The organism is Bacillus cereus, assembly GCF_002564555.1.
GTDB lineage: Bacteria > Bacillota > Bacilli > Bacillales > Bacillaceae_G > Bacillus_A > Bacillus_A cereus_K.
On sequence record NZ_NUVD01000094.1, the window covers coordinates 1 to 21,003 of the forward strand.

A 21,003-nucleotide genomic window follows, 5' to 3' on the forward strand; every position below is an offset into this window, starting at 1 on the left:
TTCTTGGCTAAAATGATAAATTATATCTAAAGTTAAGTAGTGAATAATAGATAGAGATATTACTATCTCCTTCAATACTATGAATATTTCTATCTATTTCTTTTTTTAAGTGTTTAGCTTTTATTATATGTTGAGAAATAATTGCATTATACCAACTGCTTAATAATGTTATCATTTCTTCCTTTTCGATTATATGTGCATCCATAATAACCTTCACCCTAATATATTAATTATTATCATAAAAAAATAAATTTTCTGGTAATTTTTTATAAAAAGTTAGATAATACTTAATGTACTATCTAACTTTCCATAATGTAGTCAAAACACTGGCAGAACACGGCCTATCTCTTGCTTATACAATAATAATGTGATGAGTTCTTCAATGTCGATAAGAACTATATTTCTCGTTTACTTAATTTTTGCTGCATCAAAAGCCTTTTGAACCGCTTGAACTTCAGTTGAGTTAGCTCCATATTTATTCGTCGCAACTCGAATGCATGCTAGTCTTAATTCAGAGAAATCAGAAGTCATGTTTAATTCATCAGTATTTGCATAATGGAAAATATCAAACATTTTATCCTCGCCAATTCCTTTTACAGTTACACCGTTATGAGTTCCACCTGTTGCAATTAGATAAGCAACTTTATTAATGATACTTGAGTTGAAATGAACGCCTCCTTGATCCCATCCATTAAAATCGTTAAATTCACTATAATCATCTGGATAAGGTACTCCAGCTGAAGACGGAACTGAAGACGGATTTGCCATATCACGGAAAACTGATCCAGTTTGTTCTCCCATTGTCCAGTTAAAAGTCCCATTATTTATGTATTTCTCAATAGATGTTCCCATAATATCAGACAATGCCTCGTTAATCGCACCAGATTCTCCATAGTATTCAAGATTAGATTCACTAGATGTAACTGCATGTGTAAATTCATGTCCCGCTACGTCATATGCCTTTACAATAGGGTCTCCATATACAAGCATACTACCATTATCAGCACTTAATGCATTCTGCCAATTTTTCGGATCATTTGTATCCTCAGAGTCCCATGCGTGTACAACTGATACTACTTTTTGTCCCTTATTATCAAAACTATTACGCTTGTATTTATCTTTATAAAAATCATATACTTTTGTTGCTAAGTAATGAGCGCTTACCGCCTTTGGATCATTAAACGTTGTTGAAGTGCTAGTTGCTAATGTTCCAGGATAATATCTTTCTTCTTTAGTAATATCCCTGTAATTCACATCATATGTTTCAATTCCCTGCCCTCGTGTATAATCAGCAAGCGCATATTTCCCGTTACTTTGTTTAGAAATGCCGAATGTACGAGATACACCTAAATCATCTTTTCCTGTCCCAGTTAATGGTGCAAGGTTATTTTTTCTACTTTCTTTTAAGGCTCCAACAAGCTTTTCACTTGCTTTTAAGTCTGATTCTTTCAACATATTTTTCAACATTTCTCCATTATGTGCATTCACTAAATAAGTACCAGATACATAGTTTGGTGTTGCAGCTTCAAATGTAACTTGGTATGCATTGCTAGCTTGTCCATTATTTTCATCAACAAAAATAACTTCCTTTACTTCTGGCTCAGAAATAAACTTGATATCGTTCCCGTACTTTGTATAAATATATTGTTTCGCTTCTTCTTTTGATAGATTAATAGCCTTTTTCAAATCTTCTTGTTTTAAATTTTGCGCACTATCTCCTGAAACACTTTTAATAACACCCTTATTATCTACGTGTGCAGTTAATTGATGGCCATATACTTCTTTTCCTTCATATGTTTGTTGCAAACGCACAAGTGTAGTTCCATCATAAGAACCACGTTTTTGAAGAACTTTATAATCTACTCCTGTTTCTCCATTCACTTGTTTTTGAGACAAAGCTTGCTCTGTTTTCTCCTTAAGAGCATCTTTCACTACATTCTCTGGTGCCTTTTGTGATGGTTGCGTAAGTTCACCTGTACGGAATGAATCCTCCTGAATTTGAACTTGTAGTTGATCTGTTTCCTCTGCGTGACCTACTCCATATGGTGTTACAGTTGTTAAAGCTAATCCTGTTGTTAATGCAACTGTAGCTAAAGTTTTTTTATTACTCATGTTATTCACCTCATATAATTTTCTGAAATATTAATCTCACGAAAATTATACTGTCTATCCATGTCGAAAAAAAGAAAAATACTGAATTTATGTAATTTTATGCAAAATTACATAATTTAAGATGGAAGAACGTGGACTATCTATTGCTCATACAACCATCATGCGCGGGATTCACCAGTATGGTCCTGAATTAGATGAGCGAGTACGACATCATCTTAAGCCAACCAACGATTCTTGGCGAGTCGATGAGAGGTTCTGTTGCAAAGTTTTTTTACAGATAGAAAGTTAGGATGGGGTATAGCTGAATTCTATACAATTGTGAGTAATTGCTGTAATTCATTGTACGTTGAAAAAACGAAGTTTGGCTGCAAACTTCGTTTTCGTTTATATATAGCATGAATCGTTTGGATTCCTTTCAAAGTGCACGAAGCATGGCGAAGACTTTAAAATCCTGCAGATTTGGCAAATTTAATTTTTTGAGTGTACAAAGTAATACCGGTGCTTTATCTGTTGTTAGAACCGTTGGTTCTCCAAACGTTTTCACTAATCTTTTCATAAAGGCATACGCAGCTTGATGATCTCGTTTTTTACGAAGTTGAATATCCAATGTGTACCCTTCTTTATCAATTGCACGATATAGGTAACACCATTATCCTTTGACTTTTATATACGCCTCATCCAATTTCCAAGATAGTTGCACTCTTTTATTTTTCTTCTTCCAAATATGATAGATCAGGTGCCTATATTCATGAACCTAGCGCATAATAGTTGTTGGATGAATTGAAACACCACGTTCTTTCAAAATTTCAGAGACATCACGATAACTTAAAGAAAAACGACAATAGTAGCCAACAGCTACCAAAATAATATCTTTTTTGAATTGTTTTCCTTTAAAATATCTCATTTATGATTCCCCTCACTCTGTTTTGCAAAAGTTTAGCTTAGTTTTAAACGCTTTGCAACAGAACCATGATAGGTTTAATGAAAAGAGCCCTAAGGAGATAGGGGCTCTTTAGGGCACGCCTAATCGGATAAACTGATTAGGAGGAATATAAAAATTTTAACATATAGATGACTCATCTGAAGGTAACAAAAAGATAACAAATACCTAAAACTGAATCCACTTGTGGAATTGATATCGTATTGAAAATTTTACCATTTTTTTCTGATGGCACAACATACAAGAACCCTAAATTCTTCCGTACATTAGAAAAAAGTTAGCGAAAGTAAAACGTATCCTTTCTAGAAGAACAAAAGGTTCTTCGAACTGGAATAAACAACGTGTGAAAGTTGCACGAATCTATGAACATATTGCAAATGCAAGAGCTAATTACTTACATCCCTATAAAAAAACATACAACCTTACCAACAAATACAAGGTTGTATGTTTTTAATAGTATTCAGTTGCAATCCGGTCCTATTTGCGGTTTTCCTATTTGTACAATCTATTTATTTTGTGCAATCTTAGCACCTTCATATAATTTATCCGTATAATTTTTAAGGTCCTGCCAATTATCCTTCGCTGTATTCAGATCTGCTCTTATAATCTCATCAAACAAGTCTAGACTAATGTTGTCAACACTGTCAATCAATGATTTATATTTTTTCTCCACTGTCCCCCACTGAGTCTTTATATTTTCAAGAGCAGTAACAGCTGTACCAACTGTTGCAGCCATATGTTCCGTTTTATTTTTGGCATCAGTCAAAATAACTACTTCTGCCTCTGCTCCAGAAATTCTGGACTTTAATTGTTCTATTTCTTGTTGTGCAGATGCGATATTCTTGTCAGCAGTGACAATCAATGGTATACCAATCGGAGGCATAAATACAGATAAAGCTATATAGCCACCACGTTTATCATAGTTTTCTTTAATTGTATTATTACAATTCTCAATTCGTTGTTGTAGAAGCGGAATACCAGCGTTCGTACTTTCTAGAATATTCTCCAATTGATTGAAATCTTCTTTGAAATTTCTTGTATTTTCTGCTATTTCACCTTGAAAATTTTTTAATTTTTCTAACAGTACATCTAATTTTTGACTATTGTACAAAATACTATTGTACAAATTTTCTAGTTCATATTTTAATTTCTCTGTATCTTTTTGCTCTATAGCAGTTAGTAAAAGCTTATAACTTGCTTGAAACGTATCATTATAACTTACAATATTCTGATGCGTGTACATAATACGAGTTTTAAAATACATGAACCAAAAGTCGGCATTCTCTATTGCATCCCGTTGATGCTTAATCATGTTTGCTTGTAAATCACCATTTATAGAACTTATTTTACTTAAATCTGTCAGCTGTTGATTACTGATTGTATTGGCATATGAATCCATTGTAAGGATATTTGCCACCATTTTTCCCATTACTTCTTTAAATTCACCAGGACCAAGGGAATAGTTCTTCAAACTTTCTTGCTGTTGGGACACAGTGTGTTCTGCTGCCAAAGTATGAAGTGGAATTACATTACTCGCTGCCATTCCCGTAATGATTGTTGACAAAATAATTTTCTTATATAAATTCTTATTCATCTTTTTCACCTACTCTTTCACATGCATCACATACTTTATTAAATTCATAAGCTTCTATTCTTTACTTCAAATGAATTACGATTATTGCAAATAAAACAACATATTAAAATAGAGATTCTCGTACTTTCTTATTCTATAATCTTTATTAAGTTTCATAACTATATAGGAAGTCTCCTGCTCAAACTTGAACAGGAGACTCACATTATGTGTTCTTCAAAAGAGAAACTCAGTATATTATATTTTTCATTACTTCGGCAATTTCTTGATGTAATATTATTTGTTCAAGAATGAAATCTCACTACTTTGAATATTTTCAGCATACTTTCTAATCTGCTCCCAATGATCCTTCGCTGTATCCAGATCTGCTGTTATATCCATAGCAAGGAATTCTGGGTCAACAGCTTTAGCACTCTTAATCAATGAGTCATATTTTGTTCCCATTCCATCCCACGCAGTCTTTATATTTTCAAGAGAAACAATAGCTTTATCAATTGTATCTGTTAAATTTTTAATATCACTTTGCACTATCGTTAATCTAGCTGACTGTAGTTTCGCCATTGAAATATCTTGTGTTAGCTTTATAATTTGGTCTTGTGCCTTGATTATCTGCTGCTGCGATGAAACTACTCCGTATATCCCACCTCCTAATATAGGTGCACCAATGGGCGCAAAAGGTGAAAGAAATAAATATGCACCAGCAGCAGTTGCAACCGACGATGCAATATAAATTTTGTTATTTTCATCAATTAATGCTTTATTTGCTTCGATTTGTTGCTGAAACAGTGGAATTCCGGCTTCTTCACCAGTTAAAATATTTACAATCTTTTCAGCATTCCCTTTTAAATTTTGTGTATCTTTTTCTAATTTGCCGCGAAAGCTTTTCAAATCATCCACTAATTTGGTCACTTGATCTTTATTCTGTGAAATTTCACCATTCAACTTTGTAAGCAAAGCTGTTAGTTTTTCTGGATCATTTTTATATTGTAATAAATAACGAGAATAATTTTGGAATTTTGTATCATAACTGATAATATTTTGATTCGTCGTAATTATTCCTGATTTCAAATTATTTAACCAGTATGTTGCATTTTCTCTAGTAAGCTTTTGATTGGCTTTAATGTCTGTTTTTAAATTATCGCCAACTGAAGATAAACCATCCAAATTAATATCTGCTTGTTTAAGTATAGTTAAAGCATACAGGTCCATTACCAACATATTGGATTTAGTATCCCTCATCGCATTATCAAGCCCTGTTGGTCCAAGGTAATAACTAGGGTATTTAAAGTCTTGATTTGCATAAATAGGTGCTGGTTCCTCTGCCGAAGCATATGATGGCATAATGCCACCCGCTACGATTGTTGCTATTAATGTAGATAAAGCCATTACTTTATAAGGTTTTTTCATCACATTTTTCTCTCCCTACATTATATTATTAAGAATTATTGTTCTTCATTCTACAAATTTCATCCTGTTACTTTTATTTTTGTAACACTCTCTTGATATTCCGTTGTTTGTTTTTTCAATTCATCCGTAAACTGTTTAAGCTCTTTTAACCGTGCTTGTAATGAATTAGAATCTATTTTCGCATCAGTATTAAGACTTGTCCCCGTTTCAATCATTATGTTATTAAAGGTGTCCCAACTACTTACTAGATTGTCAAAACTCTGAGTTTGCTTTTTAATTGTTCTTGTAAAGTTATTTAATTGCTGCTCAATAAGTGTCATTTGAGTTGCTTGCACTTCAATATTCGATAAACTTTGTACCAATTGAATTAGTTTCTGTTGCTTCTGAGCAATATCTTTATTCAGTTCTGTTACTTTATCATTTTTGAGTTGTCCATATTGGTTATAAATCGCTTCCAAATTAGACACGTCTACAGTTTTATCCTTAACTCCGTCTTTCAAAATATTAATAACCGACTTTGTAATATTTAAAGAACCGTCTAGATTTTCTTTTGGTAGGGCTAGAAGTTTTTCAAAATCTTCTTGAATGCCTGCATTAAGTTGTCCCATTTCCGTTCTTAATTTTTTAATGTCTCCGTCTGAACTCTTATAAGATTCAAACGCTCTGCTAACTTTACTAGAAAAATTATTACTATCTTCAATCAAATCGTTTTTAGAATTGTTTAAGTCTTCTGAAGTTATTTTCATATTATACTGAATTTTTTGCACATCACCTTGAAGTAAATTAAAAATACGTACAAATAATGCTTTTGCTTCCGAATCTTCATTCATTTTTCCAGCTAGTTCAACTAATTTATTATAATAATTTGTAAATCTTACTCCAAAACTCTGTATGTCTTGATTTACAACGGATAATTTGTGGTTATTTACATCCAGGCAGTCTCGAACATGGTTTCTTGCAGTAGCTTGATCAGTTGTTATTCCATATATAGTATTTACATTTAGGTCTGGTTGCTGTAATATGATTAGCCCATATCCTTGAATTAATGGCGTCTGTGATCCTAATTTCGTAATCGAATTTGATAACCTATCCATAGCGGGTCCAAGTATACTACTTGGTTGTAAATAAGTTGTTTTACTTTCTGCAAAAGTATTTACAGGTGAGAAGCAACTTGTAGATACTGCAGTAATTAATAACCCTGCGACTAACGTTTTTTTCATGTTAATCCCTCCCATTAATTGGTGTTTGTTGATGAAATAGTTGGACTGAATTTTAAAGGTTTCATTTTTATTCATATAAAATCTAGCCTTGCAACTATTTATGCTTTGATTAGCTTTCAAATGAATAGATATTCATTTGAAAGCTGGAGCTGCTTCATTTGCAGGAAGCTCAGATAGATTGAGTCGTTGCTCCTATCATTAATCCTGCCATGACTTTTTTGATAGCGATTTCATAAGATCCTACAAGATTACAAAAAATGAAATTATACTTGTACATTGCTTATACCTTTACCTCGGAATAAAATAAGATCATTTTTGCTATATAGAAACTTAGAATGCTATTTTTTACAAATGTGATACTTTTGTAGTACTAGATTGTTTCTAAGGATTAATTAACTGATTATTCAGAAAATAAATTCAGCATAATGTTCCTTGCAACTTCACTGCACTTTTTATTCGTATAAACTTCTCCTTTCTTAGTGGTCGTACCAATTACACCTTTATTAAAACATTATATTTTTAATGCGTAAATAGTAGAATTTTGTCGAATAAATCCAATAATTCTACTATTAAGCATTAGTTCCACTGGCAATATTATCTTGATAAAATTACTATTTAATCTTATTTATATTCAATATTATTCAATTAATTATAATCATTATAAGTTAATATATATATTAAAAAGGTAGTTAATTTATCTTACAAGAAAAAATACAATGTGATTTAATTATATTAAAATAATTAAATCACATCCTGCATACTCATTACCTTTATTTGTATATGCATAATTGCATGCTCTTTGGTGATTTGCTCCAGAAATCTTTCATCAAATTACCGAAACCTAGGATATTTCCAATTATATAGGGATAGTATCAGCACTTCCAAGTTCCGAAGATTCATTGCATAAATTCTCTAGTTTTTGCACCAGAACAAAAAAAGAGACCGTAGCGAAAGTATAAAATACTTTTGCTACAATCCCATTCATCTTCCAACCACTAATTATATAATTTTATTTCTGAAGCTGAAGCAAATCCACCGTGTCCTGATACAACTTCTAGCTTTACATACTGAGCATTTACTTTACTGAAACTTGCATTTTTTGTAAGATTATTATCTTTCCACGTTCCAGTAGCAACCTTTGTAAAGTTAACTCCATCTAGGCTTGTGTATATATTATAACTAGTTATATTACCATTAGAGTTACTGTCTTGTCTTGGAACATAAGTTAATTGTGATATGCTAGTAACTTCATTAAGCTTTATGGTAATGTATGGAGCCTTATCACTGCCATTCCATAACGTATGCCACATTGTTGCACCGTTTCCATCGATTGCATTTGCAGCGCCATTATTAGCCGAAACTTCCTGACTTGAGACACCTGCAACTGATAAGTTTTTGTGCGGTATTAATCCCACTACAGCGGTATCAGTAAACTTTAAGTTAACAGCATCACTTGCTGGATTTGAACCAACAGCAAATTTTCTAACTGTTAATGTAACATTTCCTGTTAAATCCGGTAAATTAGGAGCAACTGGATTATATTTTGTCCAATGTGAACCTTGGTCTATACTGAATTCCATCGTACCGTCTAGACCAAAAACTAAATTCTCATCATCATTTGAAGAAACTTTGACTTTGTCAGCCTTTCCAATTGGAATTAATAAGGGCTGCTCTGTTCCGATCACTCTTGTTAAAATGCCATCCGTTGAATTGATTGCTGAGATTTCTTCATTGCTCAGAAGCATATCATTGCTTGTAGCAGCTTTATACGTTTTTCCTCCATCGATACTGTATTCCGTATCGGATTTAATTCCCATTAGTTTTCCTGCATTTGCTCCATCAAAACTAAAAGTAGCAAGGTCTAATCCTAAACTTGGCATTTGATCTTTAATTTTATTAGCTACTTGCTTTTGATTTACATCCGTTATTGTGTTAAATACATTTAATATATTTAACGTATACTGTTGCAGTTTTGCTCTATCATTTGTGTTCAGAACATGACTTCTAATTTGAGTAAGAAGATCCATCATCGGTCTTGGCTCATTAGCAAAAGAAGAAATAATACTGCTGTTTAATTCTTGCCACTCAGCATCTGTTACATTTGGATTTTGTAACATAAGAGAAACGTAATCTTTCCATACTAAAACATTAGTTGGTAAAAGTTTAGTAGCTATTTTATAAATTGCAATTTTCTTATCTGTGGAATTCATCGCTTTCGCTAACCAGCGTAATCGCTCTGATTTATCTAGTTTTACTGGGGTACGTTCAGCATCTTCAAATTGTAAGATGTAAGGTACTTGATTTCCCAAACTATTATTTGACCATGGAATAACAGTTACATCATGACGGCCCGATTCACCCCATCCCGATATATCATTTCCTAAATTCCAAGAAAATGGTTTGTCATTCCATATGAGTGCACAATGCCCAGGTTGTGTAACAGGCATAGCAGCCACACCAAATGCTTGACTTACTTGCACACCAAACTTCGAAATATTACCGCATACCCCGCCAAATCTGTAAATGGAAGAAAGATTCCAACCCACACCATAGAATGCATCATTCCCAGCTTGAATGCTAACTCCATCCTTGTTATTTGTTACATACTGAATCAAATATGCACTTGTTCCGATCTTATCTTGACTTTTAAGTTCTGGATGTTCCGTATTAATCATGTTTCTTGCCCAAGTTAAATCTTCTTCTGGTGACCAAGTATTCACTACTAATCTTAAATGCCAAACATCATATGTTCTAAAGACTGGGAGTAACTCATTATTTTGATCTGCTGTTTTATAATATTGGTACCTCGTTAATGGATCAATAGGTTTATTATTTGTCCAATATTTTATAGGTTCAGCATGAGCTAACGATGTAGCTATCGCTAATTTTAAATACAATCCTTCGTGAGAATCTGCATCCGTATTCCAGATTGTATTCCATATCTCAAGTGCATTTACTGAATTCTTTGCAGTTGGACTGCCACCTTCAAGAAACGTATTCATTACCCCTGTATTTTTCATAACCCCGTTAAGAAAGCTCTGATGGGCAGCATCTTTTTTAGCGAATGTATCCATTGCTGCAGCACCTGTTTGTGATATGAATTGCCACTGAGCCAAAGCAGCTGCAAATACTGGGTCTGTAAGCTTACTTTTCACATTCACTTCAGTGAGTTCTCCAACCTTTTCATTTAAATATGTTGTAAGATAACTCAAATGATCTTCAAAATTACCATTTGCAATTGCCTGATCTGTCTTTTGTTTCAATGTTTGTTGAGTCAACGACACCGTTTCAGCTGAAACTTTCGTATAAGGAATCGTAACAAAACTCCCTGAAATAAGTGACATAGTTAATACAAAGGATATAGTTCTTTTCAAAATAAGCCCCCCTATTTTTATTTTTAAATGATTACTTTTGTGTCTATCCTCCCTCATATAAAATAATTCTCGGACCTGAACTGACCCTAAAATTTGTAAGATTCGAATTCATCTTGACATTTTTCGACAAACGGCTGACATAGTGAGTGAAATACACCCTAGCCCTATAGTTTTGTGTCATTAGCTTTCACTAATTTCGCCTTTACCGAGATGAATCTTTCAGTTTCAATATACCAAAAGCCCAATTATATTTATCGAATTTTGCAATTAATGTAACTATTTTTTAAAAAATTTAATTAAGGTCCTACACGCATGCCAATCAAGCTAACATTTTGAAGTGCCCCCAAAACGAAAATTTCATCCTTTCATAGGTATCCATGTGAATTGAACTCATTTTTTTCGTTTTGGGGTAATTCTGAATTCTTAAGTTGATGGCGATGGGTTCACCATATCATTTCGGGAAAATTGTACGTTTAGACACAGTTTGGGCACATTTTAAGCGTTTACTGTACGTTAAGAGATATCTGTCCAGAAAACTTTTGGTTTTGAATTATATATAACTAACTTTTTAATAAATTTCTCAATATTGATATAGATGTTAAATAGGGGTTTCATATCGAAATTTAACAAAAAATATAATATCATAAAAAATAAGATGGTTTCTGTCACTTGTTTTTCCCTTATGTTGAAGATAAGATCGTATTCGCTGATCTTATCTTTTTTCATTTATAAATTTTTGATACAAAAAAAGGAATCCTTATAATAAGGATTCTGCAACAGGAAATAACAAAACGAATATATAACTATCGTATCGCATTTAAATTGAAACACTGCTTTAGGGACATATTTCACAAGAAATCTACTAAAAACAAACAATACATGATCCATTTAGTGGATTAATTCAACATAAAATTAAATTAAATGGAGACTAGTTATGTGGTGTTTATTTTTTATTAATTATTACGGTACATGAAATTATAATGTTGAACCTAAAAAAGCCCCTTAAAAGGAGCCTTTTATTTTATAAGATATTGTTCTATTTCTTTTATTAATAATTCTGCACCTTCTGAACTTAATGCTATCTTACCATTTGCTAATGATATGTTACGATTTGACACTTCTCCTGTTAACGCACAAACACCACCAGGCTGATACTTCTGTAAAACAATGTCTTCACCTTCTACAAAGATTTCTAATGGTGATTTTTCTTTAATACCTAGCGTATTTCTAAGTTCCTTTGGAATTACCACACGCCCTAATTCATCTACTTTCCTAGTCACTCCGGTTGCTTTCATCTAGCATCTTTCCCCATTTCACTTATCAATTTGTACCCAAGTTATTCTTTACTATTGTAACAGGCTGTCACCATACACAAGAAACCTTTTTATTTTTCCTAAAAACCCTAAAAACGCATGTAAAGCCTATATATACCTTTACATGCGTTTTTATAGCTAATAAGACCTATCACATTAACTTATTCATCGAAGTGCAAAATAAATAAGTTTGAAAAGCCGTTTTTAAATCGAATCTCATTTTTTTAACACATTCTTACAAAAATAGAAAAAGAGCTGGATTTTCATCACAGCTCATGTATTGACTGGTTCTGTATGTGTACATGTTGGATATTGAGAACAGCAAAAAAACTTATTTCCTGTTGTACTCGAATTTCAAACGACTAAATGATTTTTACACGCTGGTGTAACTTTGAAAAAAGTTGAACAGCTCCCTGTCAAGTAGACAGTATTTAAAAAGTACAACTAAGCAGCCTGATTTCTATATTTATATGGACTCAGGTTATTTAATTTCTTTTGAAATCTTTGATGATTATAAAAATGTATATATTTACGCACGGCAAGTTTAACCTCGTTCATTTTACGGAAAGAATATAATTGAAAACACTCTGTCTTCAAGTGGCTGAAGAAGTTTTCCATACAAGCATTATCCCAACAGTTGCCTCTTCGAGACATACTTGCCTTCATTCGATATTTTTTTAGTAATTGATTATATTGACGAGATGTATACTGGGACTCTTGATCACTATGTAAGAGATTCCCTTCACATTTCATGTTTTCTTTGCCTAACACAAGCTTTAAGTCGTTTTTACGACTGGTTTTATAGGCGACAATCTCATTATTATATAAATCCTTAATAGCAGATAAGTACAAGCACTGTCCATTGAAAATCAAGTAGGTAATATCCGTTACCCATTTCTCATTCGGTCTTGAAGCATGAAAGTCTCTATTTAAATGCTTATCTGAAATCACATAAGCCTCTTTTTTTCTGTAATAAGGTACCTTTTTCCTAACTATGGATTTGACACCTAATCCACTCATCAATTTTTGGATACGCTTATAATTTAATTAAATAAATTTATTAAATATTTAATCGTTCAAATCCTAGTTATGATTGCGGAACAGAAACCAAAAGAAGATAAGCACAAGGCGTTTCAATTACTAAGCAGAAAGGTACCTCTTAATTTTTGTGATTATTTAGGGAGATATATCAAATTTATAAAAAATAAGAAAACTTGTGTGTTTTTTACAAGCTTTCTTACTTTTTTACGTATTATTTAAATTATCTTTTAAATAGTTTAGCGAACCATGATTTCTCTTGTTGAGAAGACGCAACTAACTTCTTAGTTTCTTGTATTTCTCGAACCACTTCTAATAACTGCTGGTCTCTATTGTTAATTTTTTTATCAATAGTCTTTTGCTGTTCATCAATCTTGTTCGCTAGTGTTTGATTAGTTTGTTCTAAATTGTCTATGCGTTTTAAAAGTTCCATATTCATAACTTTTTGTTCTTGAAAATATATAGAAACCTCTTTCATACTCTCGTACATCGTCTGAATAATTGGTTTCGTTATTTCGTTGTCTTCATCACTCTCTTCTACTACAATATAATCTACATTTTGTTTTAACATCTGTTCTATTATTTCTGGTGGTTCTTGTGCATCTTTCATATTAGCAATTAATTTAAAAAGCTCTAATGCTTCCTGTTCATATCTCAGCGTTCGCCCCTTCGTCCCAGCGACGGTTGGTAAATATGGTTTGAATTGATCCCGCCAGGCCTGAAGGGTTGTCCGTGGCTTCCCAAGCATCCTTGCTATATCTGCAAGGGAATATGTTTTCTTATAAGGTTCTTCCCTATCCATTCCATCGTCCTCCCCTCATCGTCATTTGTTGTTATCAATGTCCGACATGTTGTCATTGTATTGTTATTGATTATCATCCATGTCAGTCATGTTGTCATTGTATTGTTATCGATTATCATCCATGTCGGTCATGTTTTCATTACATTGTTGTTGACCATCATTTTACTGTTATTCATCATCATTTATGTTCGACATGTCGGCGTCTAACTGTTATGTGTTTAATTCGTTTGAAAGAAGGTATTTCCTTGTTTATTTTGAATTTTTTAAGTATATAGGTTAATTAAATAATAAGTACGATTTAAGTCGTACTTATTATTTAAAATGTTCTTATTTTTGATTAAATGCGCTAAAGCATAATCAAAAGTAGCACTTAAGTCGTACTTAATGTATAAAGGGGGAATTATAAATGAAAATTGGAAGAAAAGTAGCGGATTTCGGAAATAGTTTTAATAATTTCATGGTTGATGGTTATTATATTGAACTTGCAACGAATGTAGTTAAGATTTCAAAGAAACAAGCTGAGGATTTACTTGTTGATCGTATTTCTAAACCAGAAGATTTACTGGATAGATTACTAATTTCCACTGAAATCGAAGGTGAAGAGTCTTACTATTTAGTTGGGCAATTGGCTGAAGATAATCAGTTAGCAAACTCACATGTAAATAAGATGCACGATAAAATTAATAGTCCTATCCCATACGTATGCTTTTTAGGAGCAATTGCATATTATCATGCCCTTAATGCTGATCAAGAAGATAATGAAATTGAAATTGAACACATGAGTATGATGCTTCCAATTTGGCTTTTAAAACGCGAAGAGAAATTTAGCATTGCCCATAAAAAAATGGAAGAAAGATTTAACGGTAAACATAAAGTTAAAGTCTTAACACCAGGAATGGAGAAAGAACTAACTATTACAGTCAATTCAGCAAAATGTAGAAATGAATCGGAAGTTGCTAGACATTCTTTAAAATATAAAATGGTTTCAAAAGATCAGAATACAAATGTAATTAGTATTGAAAAGCGATATGAATCTGAGAGATTCGATGACTATGAAGTAGTTTTAACTGACATTGGTGGCGGTTCTACAGATGCTGTGCGATTAGGTAAAGGACTTACTACACCTAAGCACAGAGATTCTTTCCAAGTTATCGATATTGAGCCATTCTTGGGATACCTAGAACGCTTTAGAAAAGAAAAATTGATTCAATACTTTAAGGATCTAAGAACATTAGAGAAATTTATAGTTAATAAATATAAAGTACAAAAGTATGTACTATCGAATGAAAATACTGGTGAAGAATATGATTTTACAAATGAAATTGTAGAGGCACTGAAAGAATATGCAAGAATTTTAGTTGCTAAAATTCTTGATGTATTCATCCCATCTAGTACGAATACAGTATTGAAATTCATTTATATCGGAGGCGAAGCACCCGTTTTAGAACCATACATCCGTCTCGCTTTATTGAACCATATGTCTGAAATGGCTGCTAAAAACAATCACTTCTTCTTGAACGATATTATTCAAAATAGCGACAAAGAAGTATTTGCTCCAACTTCACGTACAATTAATCTAACTGCATTAGAATTAAAAGTAATTGATGAAATGAAGGGACAGCTAGCTTAAAATAAAAGGACGTGCTGATAATGGCTACAAATAGAAAAATGGCATTACATGCTGATAATATGCCTGAAGATGTATATAGGATCCTTAATGAAAAAGCTAATAGTAGACAATTAACAGCATTTATTGTTGAACTGGTACAAAATGAAAAACGCTATGAGCAACTACTGCAGAAATTAGATACTGTAGAACAGAGATTAAATCTTTTAGATACAGTCGAAAATAAATTGGATCTTTTACTTACTAATGGATTTGTTCCCGCACAGAGACAAGAAGATTTAAAAACAGAGGAGCCCATATTGCAAGAAGGTAAAATTATTGACGCTAGGGTAGTACTTGGTGGGATTTCTGAAGAAGATAACGAAGAGCTTGATTTCTAACTAGTAAAGAAGACCTTTAGGTATAATCCTAAGGTCTTTTTATAATTGTGTGACCTAAAAATCTGTTGAATTGAACTATCCCCCACTTAACACCCTTATGGGTTGTTAGAAGTGGGGGATTCCTACGAACACCAAAGTATCCTTCGGTAATCCTATTAGGCTAATCCCGTATTTCTTACGGTTAATACGAAATTCGTACGGTATCACAATCTTATTTTGGTTTTTTGACATCTAGAAATAAACTTGGTTTTGATAGTACCAATCCCACTGACATAAGTCATCTTTCCCCTTTAGGGATGGGAGTGTCAAAATGAAGTCGTCCTGATATCGCGGCTATAATTCCCTTCTCAATATAGATATATCCCTATATCTATAATTAGATATTTCCCTATTTTTTCTACTTTTATTATTAGAAATGATGGTATAAGGGGGGCCTTTGAAAAATTTCTGAGTCTATTCTATGTAACACATATCACTACTACAATCTTATTTTCAATATAGAAATATCCCTATTTCTATAATTAGATATTTCCCTATTCCTCTACTTTTATTATTAGAAAGGGTGGTATAGGGGCGTCTCTGAAAAATTACTAAGTCTATTATTTGTACCACATATCACTATTATTATCTCCCTCACAATATAGATATATCCCTATTTCTATAATTGGATATTTCCCTATTTCTCCACTTTTATCGTTTTCTGACAGAAGACTCCTTCCTCAAAAAATATGAAGGTGTGAAACAACAATTTTAGGTGGGAGATGAATGTCAGTAGGCGTAAGCCTACGTTTTTGGGGTTCTGGTGCAAAGATAAAATGAAAACCAGTAAAACGTATATATTCCTAACAGAATTGTATTTTATGCTACAAGTTCAAACAATTGATGGATGAATTCTTTCTGGTTTTGGACAGACTGGTCCCGTAAATCAATTTGTTCTTTTTTCATCATATGCATAGCCTCTACTCCAGAAAGAATGGATGTAGCTGTGTCAACGTATTTGAACCCTAGCATAGAACGGATTCGTTTCTTTATAAAGTGATGATCTTGTTCTACTATGTTATTCAAGTACTTTTGTTGTCTAAGTCGCATACCATTAGGTATGCTTTTTTCTTTTTTTAACTGTTCAATTGCTATAGGATAAGCTGGATTCTTGTCGACCGTTATAACACGAGGCTTTGAAACATAAAAAGACCGCAAAGCTTTCTTGAAAAAGCGCTTTGCAGCCTTCTGATCTCTTGTTTTGCTTAGGAAAAAATCGATTGTGCTTCCTTTCGAATCAACACCACGATACAAGTACATCCATTGACCTTTTACTTTGATATATGTTTCATCGACTCTCCAAGAGTCATTTGTTTGTTTGAGGTAACGTCGGATCCGTTTATCCAATTCAAGACCATACTGATGAGCCCAACGCATAATCGTTGTATGAGAAATAGATAAACTCCGTTCCTCCATCATTTCCACTAAATCACGAAAACTAAGATTGTACCGTAGGTACCATCTTACCGTTAATAAGATAATATCAGGCTAATAGTGTTTCCATTTGAACAAATTATTCTTTTCCATACCAATCACACACCTTTTTAGAGTAATAGTATCAGTATGTCCAAGTTTTATAGATTTTTTGCACCAGAATCCAATTGTGAATACAAAAACAAAGACGTTAAAAATCTAAACATTCGTGAGTTGGATTGCCCTTCTTGTGGCGCACATCACGATAGAGATCGAAACGCAGCGCTCAATCTTAAAAACGAAGCAATTCGTCTCTTAACCGTAGGAACTACGGGGATAGCCTAATGAATTAGAAACCGTTAGGTTTCTGTACTTAGGAATCTCCCACTTCAAACAGTCCTCGAGGATGTTAAGTGGGGAGTAGTTCAATATAGAAATGATGATATAGGGAGGTGCTCTTGAAAACTACTGATCTCATTGTATGTACCACATATCACTACTATAATTTTCCTTGTAATATAGAAATATCCCTATTTCTATACCTCTACCATCAAGTTACACTTATGCAACATCAATTATAGGAATGGGTGTTTCTTTTTTAAAAAGCCCCCAAAACAAAAAATTTATACAGATCACCTGGTAGTATCAATTCTCTCGTTTTGGGGTATTTGCTTTTCTTAACTTGATGAGCATAGGATATGGGGATATAAGGACTTTTTCAAAAAATGAATGGAGTGGTATAAATGACAGATTCTATTGCATGTACCACACATCACTGCTATAATCTTCTTTGTAACATAAAAATATCCCTATTTCTATAATTAGATATTTCCCTATTTTTCTAATCTTTTCACCAAGATATAGAAATAGGGATATAGGGAAATATTCTAGAAGATAAATGGAGTGGTATAAATGGCTATTACAATTACTGTTGGGAATTATAAAGGGGGCGTTGGTAAAACCACTAATGCTGTATTAAACTCTTATGAATTCGCAAAAAAAGGGAAACGAACTTTACTTGTTGATCTTGATCCACAGAGTAATGCAACAAAATCTCTAATGTTAACCAAATCTATCCTTAATCCTGACGAAAAGGTAACTTTAAATAAAACATTGATGAAAGGGATTCAAGAGGGGAATTTAGATGGATTAGAAGTTGAAATAACGGAAAATTTACATTTAATTCCTTCTTATGTTGATTTTCAAGATTTCGCAAAATTTCTATATAAATCGTGTTCTTCGGAAGAAGAAGAAGATTTCTACTTTAAGGGATTACTTGAGGAAATAAAACATAAATACGATTACATATTTATCGATGTTCCACCTATGTCAATTGAAGTTACAAAAAATGCAGTTGTAGCTTCTGATTATGTTCTTATAACTCTACAAACACAAGAACGTTCTCTTACAGGTGCAGAGAACTACATTAACCAGCTAATAAAATTAAAAGAGCAATATGATCTTGATATTGAAGTTGTAGGTATTCTTCCAGTGCTATTAAAAAATAATGGTAAAGTGGATGAATACATTATGGAAAATGCTCGTGAAATTTTTGGTGAAGAAAACCTATTTGAAAATATCGTTCCACAGATGGAACGTATTAAAAGGTTTGATGTTAACGGTATTACTGAAAATGATAGACATGATTTAAATGTAATAGAACTATACGAAAAAATTAGTGATGAATTATTATCTCGTATCAATGTTTTTGAAAGTATGAAGGTTGGTGTATAACATGGCAAGAACTCCTGGATTATTAGGCAGAAAAAAGAGCAATTTTGACCCAACAGATCCTTATGTCCCAAACGAAGATTCAGTTGTAACAAAAAGTGGCGAAGATACTCCTACTTTTCCACCTAAAAATGAACAAGAACACGTAAATCAGCAGGAACAAAAGACGGAGCAAACACCAGAGAAAAAGAAATTTAAAAACCAACAAGGTAGTATTAAAATTTCTAGTCAATCTAAGGAAGAGCTTGGAGCACTAATGAAACTTACTAATACAAAATATGCTCATGAAATAATAGATTTACTTATACATCATTATGTAGAAAATCAATTAACTCCCGAACAAAAAAGGAAATTTAAATTATTAACAGAGATTTAGAAATATAGAAATATCCCTACGTATAAATAGGGATATTTCTATATTTTTTGATTTTAAAAAATAGCCTCACCAGAACTTCCTCCACAACCTTTCCTTCTCTCACCCCACTGCAACATCCTTATGTAAATTGATAATAAAATTACCGAAACTTGGCCTTATTCGCTTTGCTAAAAGTCGTGAAGTAGAAGGGCGTATCTTGCATGCAACGATTCGTCGTAACCCAAGTGGTAAATACTTTATATCTATCCTTGTTGAAACAAACGTACAAGAAATGCCCAAAACTCAATCTACTTGTGGAATCGATGTTGGATTAAAAGATTTTGCCATTCTTTCTGATGGTACAATATACAAGAACCCTAGATTCTTCCTTACATTAGAAGAAAAGTTAGCGAAAGCACAGCGTACCCTTTCTAGAAGAACAAAAGGTTCTTCGAACTGGAATAAACAACGTATGAAAGTTGCACGAATCCATGAATATATTGCAAATGCAAGAGCTGATTACTTACATAAACTTTCTACTGAAATCATCAAAAACCACGATGTTATCGGTATGGAAGACTTACAAGTCAGTAACATGCTCAAAAATAGAAAGCTTGCAAAAGCGATTAGTGAAGTATCTTGGTCACAATTTCGGACTATGTTGGAATATAAAGCAAAATGGTATGGCAAACAAGTTGTTATGGTATCTAAAACATTTGCTTCTAGTCAATTATGTTCCAATTGTGAATACAAAAACAAAGACGTTAAAAATCTAACCATTCGTAAGTGGGATTGCCCTTCTTGTGGCGCACATCACGATAGAGATCGAAATGCAGCGCTCAATCTTAGAAACGAAGCAATTCGTCTCTTAACCGTAGGAACTACGGGGATAGCCTAATGAATTAGAAACCGTTAGGTTTCTGTACTTAGGAATCTCCCACTTCAAACAGTCCATGAGGATGTTAAGTGGTGAGTAGTTCAACAAAAATAGCGAAGATACTCCTGTTTCTTCACCTGAAAACGAGTAAAGACAAGTGAATGTATGGAATTTTAAAACCAATAGGGCGGTTTTAAAACTTCTAGCCAATCTCATGACTCATGAAGAGCTTGGAACACTAATGAAGCTCACTATTAAGAAATATACTCATGAAATAATAGATTTACTTATACATTATTATGTAGAAAATCAGTTAATTCCCGAACAGAAAAGGAAATTTAAATTATTAACAGAGATTTAGAAATATAGAAATATCCCTACGTAGAAATAGGGATATTTCTATATTTTTGCAGTTAAAAAAATATAATCACCAGCACTCCTTCCACGACTTTCTCTTCCCTCTCATCACCGCAATTCCCTTATGATATTCCCTCATCAATCGCTTTGTCACTTAAGCTAACTATTTAATATTTTCTTTGTACTTGGCTACATCAACACACCATTACTTTTGAGCTAGTAGCGTCATTCTTTTTATTTGTTCAAATTGATACTAATAACCTTGATAAATGAGCAAAAAGAAAGAGCGTGTTTTGAAAAAAGATTGAATTCACTACACTCTTTCTTTATTTAATTTATAGAAATGAAGGTATAGGAGAGGGCTTTGAATAAGTTACTGGAATAATATACATTACTGATTCTATTTTATATACCACATAACACTACT

The 21,003-nt window shown here is 32.8% G+C and carries 14 protein-coding genes, 6 pseudogenes and 1 riboswitch; of the genes and pseudogenes, 8 read left to right on the forward strand and 12 right to left on the reverse strand.

Going from position 1 to position 21,003, the window contains the following annotated elements:
* Window positions 1-7: 7 nt before the first annotated feature.
* Both COI75_RS21040 and COI75_RS21045 read right to left on the reverse strand, forming a co-directional pair.
* A complete protein-coding gene (locus COI75_RS21040; RefSeq protein ID WP_000338670.1) occupies window positions 8-205 on the reverse strand; it encodes a RapH N-terminal domain-containing protein in 198 nt (65 codons plus the stop codon).
* 203 nt (window positions 206-408) lie between these two features.
* Window positions 409-2,112: a M4 family metallopeptidase gene (locus COI75_RS21045; protein ID WP_000066339.1), complete on the reverse strand. Its 1,704-nt coding sequence runs from the start codon at window positions 2,110-2,112 to the stop codon at window positions 409-411.
* A 121-nt stretch (window positions 2,113-2,233) separates the two neighbouring features.
* Here COI75_RS21045 and COI75_RS21050 point away from each other — a divergent pair.
* Window positions 2,234-2,368: pseudogene (locus tag COI75_RS21050) on the forward strand (IS6 family transposase); the annotation flags it as partial.
* 52 nt (window positions 2,369-2,420) lie between these two features.
* On the opposite strand, the pseudogene COI75_RS21055 reads toward COI75_RS21050, so the two are convergent.
* Window positions 2,421-3,016 (reverse strand): annotated as a pseudogene (locus tag COI75_RS21055) (IS6 family transposase).
* Window positions 3,017-3,213: 197 nt separating this feature from the next.
* Here COI75_RS21055 and COI75_RS27435 point away from each other — a divergent pair.
* Window positions 3,214-3,452, forward strand: a pseudogene (locus tag COI75_RS27435) (transposase); the annotation flags it as partial.
* Window positions 3,453-3,557: 105 nt separating this feature from the next.
* Here the strand turns inward: COI75_RS27435 and nheC are convergent.
* From nheC to COI75_RS21105, 8 genes and pseudogenes are all read right to left on the reverse strand, one after another.
* Window positions 3,558-4,646, reverse strand: a complete 1,089-nt coding sequence (gene nheC, locus COI75_RS21065; RefSeq protein ID WP_098448619.1) for a non-hemolytic enterotoxin subunit C — start codon at window positions 4,644-4,646, stop codon at window positions 3,558-3,560.
* A 273-nt stretch (window positions 4,647-4,919) separates the two neighbouring features.
* Complete coding sequence (gene nheB, locus COI75_RS21070; protein ID WP_098448628.1) at window positions 4,920-6,050, reverse strand: non-hemolytic enterotoxin subunit B; 1,131 nt, start codon at window positions 6,048-6,050, stop codon at window positions 4,920-4,922.
* A 59-nt stretch (window positions 6,051-6,109) separates the two neighbouring features.
* Window positions 6,110-7,270 (reverse strand): non-hemolytic enterotoxin subunit A, encoded by a 1,161-nt coding sequence (gene nheA / locus COI75_RS21075; protein ID WP_098448620.1) that lies wholly within the window; start codon window positions 7,268-7,270, stop codon window positions 6,110-6,112.
* A gap of 995 nt (window positions 7,271-8,265) precedes the next feature.
* On the reverse strand, window positions 8,266-10,614 hold the full coding sequence (locus COI75_RS21080) for a discoidin domain-containing protein (protein ID WP_420042277.1): 2,349 nt from the start codon (window positions 10,612-10,614) through the stop codon (window positions 8,266-8,268).
* Between the two features lie 152 nt (window positions 10,615-10,766).
* Window positions 10,767-10,855, reverse strand: a riboswitch (cyclic di-GMP riboswitch).
* Between the two features lie 805 nt (window positions 10,856-11,660).
* Entirely contained in the window at window positions 11,661-11,939 is a 279-nt protein-coding gene (locus tag COI75_RS21090) for an AbrB/MazE/SpoVT family DNA-binding domain-containing protein (protein WP_098448621.1), read from the reverse strand.
* A 291-nt stretch (window positions 11,940-12,230) separates the two neighbouring features.
* Window positions 12,231-12,341, reverse strand: a pseudogene (locus COI75_RS21095) (restriction endonuclease); the annotation flags it as partial.
* 60 nt (window positions 12,342-12,401) lie between these two features.
* A complete protein-coding gene (locus tag COI75_RS21100) occupies window positions 12,402-12,989 on the reverse strand; it encodes an IS3 family transposase (protein ID WP_439897252.1) in 588 nt (195 codons plus the stop codon).
* 229 nt (window positions 12,990-13,218) lie between these two features.
* Window positions 13,219-13,797 carry a DUF3967 domain-containing protein gene (locus COI75_RS21105; protein ID WP_000373377.1) on the reverse strand — a complete coding sequence of 193 codons (579 nt, stop codon included), beginning with the start codon at window positions 13,795-13,797 and terminating at the stop codon, window positions 13,219-13,221.
* Between the two features lie 406 nt (window positions 13,798-14,203).
* Here COI75_RS21105 and COI75_RS21110 point away from each other — a divergent pair, with 406 nt between their 5' ends.
* Window positions 14,204-15,427 (forward strand): ParM/StbA family protein, encoded by a 1,224-nt coding sequence (locus COI75_RS21110; RefSeq protein WP_098448623.1) that lies wholly within the window; start codon window positions 14,204-14,206, stop codon window positions 15,425-15,427.
* Between the two features lie 20 nt (window positions 15,428-15,447).
* Window positions 15,448-15,804 (forward strand): hypothetical protein, encoded by a 357-nt coding sequence (locus COI75_RS21115; protein ID WP_000224760.1) that lies wholly within the window; start codon window positions 15,448-15,450, stop codon window positions 15,802-15,804.
* Between the two features lie 858 nt (window positions 15,805-16,662).
* On the opposite strand, the gene COI75_RS21120 is transcribed toward COI75_RS21115, so the two are convergent.
* A complete protein-coding gene (locus tag COI75_RS21120) occupies window positions 16,663-17,325 on the reverse strand; it encodes an IS6 family transposase (protein ID WP_255265692.1) in 663 nt (220 codons plus the stop codon).
* A gap of 114 nt (window positions 17,326-17,439) precedes the next feature.
* Here COI75_RS21120 and COI75_RS21125 point away from each other — a divergent pair.
* From COI75_RS21125 to COI75_RS21140, 4 genes and pseudogenes are all read left to right on the forward strand, one after another.
* Window positions 17,440-17,601 (forward strand): annotated as a pseudogene (locus COI75_RS21125) (zinc ribbon domain-containing protein); the annotation flags it as partial.
* A 567-nt stretch (window positions 17,602-18,168) separates the two neighbouring features.
* A complete protein-coding gene (locus tag COI75_RS21130) occupies window positions 18,169-18,990 on the forward strand; it encodes a ParA family protein (protein WP_098448624.1) in 822 nt (273 codons plus the stop codon).
* A 1-nt stretch (window position 18,991) separates the two neighbouring features.
* Entirely contained in the window at window positions 18,992-19,363 is a 372-nt protein-coding gene (locus COI75_RS21135) for a hypothetical protein (protein WP_098448625.1), read from the forward strand.
* Between the two features lie 133 nt (window positions 19,364-19,496).
* Window positions 19,497-20,240, forward strand: a pseudogene (locus tag COI75_RS21140) (RNA-guided endonuclease TnpB family protein); the annotation flags it as partial.
* Between the last annotated feature and the right edge of the window lie 763 nt (window positions 20,241-21,003).

What these genes read in the sequence shown, in the direction of transcription:
- COI75_RS21040 (WP_000338670.1), bottom strand. Translation starts at nt 205, where the DNA reads ATGGATGCACATATAATCGAAAAGGAAGAAATGATAACATTATTAAGC.
- COI75_RS21045 (WP_000066339.1), bottom strand. Translation starts at nt 2,112, where the DNA reads ATGAGTAATAAAAAAACTTTAGCTACAGTTGCATTAACAACAGGATTA.
- nheC (WP_098448619.1), bottom strand. Translation starts at nt 4,646, where the DNA reads ATGAATAAGAATTTATATAAGAAAATTATTTTGTCAACAATCATTACG.
- nheB (WP_098448628.1), bottom strand. Translation starts at nt 6,050, where the DNA reads ATGAAAAAACCTTATAAAGTAATGGCTTTATCTACATTAATAGCAACA.
- nheA (WP_098448620.1), bottom strand. Translation starts at nt 7,270, where the DNA reads ATGAAAAAAACGTTAGTCGCAGGGTTATTAATTACTGCAGTATCTACA.
- COI75_RS21080 (WP_420042277.1), bottom strand. Translation starts at nt 10,614, where the DNA reads ATGTCACTTATTTCAGGGAGTTTTGTTACGATTCCTTATACGAAAGTT.
- COI75_RS21090 (WP_098448621.1), bottom strand. Translation starts at nt 11,939, where the DNA reads ATGAAAGCAACCGGAGTGACTAGGAAAGTAGATGAATTAGGGCGTGTG.
- COI75_RS21105 (WP_000373377.1), bottom strand. Translation starts at nt 13,797, where the DNA reads ATGGATAGGGAAGAACCTTATAAGAAAACATATTCCCTTGCAGATATA.
- COI75_RS21110 (WP_098448623.1), top strand. Translation starts at nt 14,204, where the DNA reads ATGAAAATTGGAAGAAAAGTAGCGGATTTCGGAAATAGTTTTAATAAT.
- COI75_RS21115 (WP_000224760.1), top strand. Translation starts at nt 15,448, where the DNA reads ATGGCTACAAATAGAAAAATGGCATTACATGCTGATAATATGCCTGAA.
- COI75_RS21130 (WP_098448624.1), top strand. Translation starts at nt 18,169, where the DNA reads ATGGCTATTACAATTACTGTTGGGAATTATAAAGGGGGCGTTGGTAAA.
- COI75_RS21135 (WP_098448625.1), top strand. Translation starts at nt 18,992, where the DNA reads ATGGCAAGAACTCCTGGATTATTAGGCAGAAAAAAGAGCAATTTTGAC.